General features: G+C 47.7%; 1 protein-coding gene. It reads right to left on the bottom strand.

Annotated features, from left to right (window positions below; all coding sequences use genetic code 11):
- The coding region (galE, locus tag R7Q47_RS26225) for a UDP-glucose 4-epimerase GalE (RefSeq protein ID WP_318090258.1) at nt 1-660 on the bottom strand (660 nt) is incomplete at its 3' end.
- Nucleotides 661-1,078 lie beyond the last annotated feature (418 nt).

Raw genomic sequence — 1,078 nt, 5'->3', positions numbered from 1 at the left:
GCTACCGAATACCGCGAGTTTTTCTCGGCGGCCAACAGCGACTTGGGCGATAAATGGCATCAGGTTATTGGGAATGCCTTGTGGGTCTTCCCCCATGCAGCCCGATGGGTGCGCGCCAACAGGGTTGAAGTAACGCAGTAAGGTGATGCTCCAGTCGTTTTCAGCATGGAACAGATCGCTTAAGCACTGCTCCACCATATATTTGCTGCGTCCGTATGGGTTGGTGGTTGCGCCTGTTGGTGAATCTTCCGTAATCGGCACTATTTCAGGGTCACCGTAAACCGTTGCCGATGAACTGAATACGATGCTTTTCACGCCCGCTTTACGCATGCTGCGCGCTAACACCAATGAGCCATTGACGTTGTTGTCGTAGTACTCAAGTGGTTTTGCCACCGATTCGCCAACTGCTTTTAGGCCAGCAAAGTGGATCACGGCTTGGATGTCGTGCTGCGCGAATACCGTATCCAAAAAGGCTTCGTCACGGATGTCACCTTGGTGGAACTCAGGCTGTTTGCCAGTCAGCGCTTCAATACGGTTTAACACTTCCAGTTTGGCGTTACACAAGTTATCAACGATGATAGGTTCCATTCCCGCTTCAATCATCTGAACGCAAGTGTGACTACCGATGTATCCCATACCGCCTGTGACAAGAACTTTCACTTTTTGCTTCTCCACGTTTGCTGCTTTCTGTTCATACCTCACTCTGATGCGCTAAAAGCCAATCGCCATTGCATCGAATCGGTACGCCCATTTCTTAACTGGCTAAAAGTCTAGCAACCAATCTCGATCCAGATCCGTGATCGAATTCAAATTGTGTAAACGTTTCCACAAAATTACACAAAAGCCTTATTTTAGATGCTGACTTTAGTTAAATTAAACCAGGAGGATGATGAGCAGTGAAGATGAGTCGAGCAGATACCGCTCTCTTTCGTGGATCGCACGATTTTACTAAAAGTTTGTGCATCCCTAAGTAGCTGTTTACAATAGCCAGATTATTGAGTTCTCACTTGGAGAAGTGAGCAATGCCAACGGGAAATGTACATGGCAACACTAAAAGATATCGCCACTGAAGCGGGCG

This window comes from Vibrio sp. Vb0349 (assembly GCF_033338975.1).
Note: the sequence above shows the minus strand (reverse complement) of the source record. Positions and strands in the feature narration are given on the sequence as shown.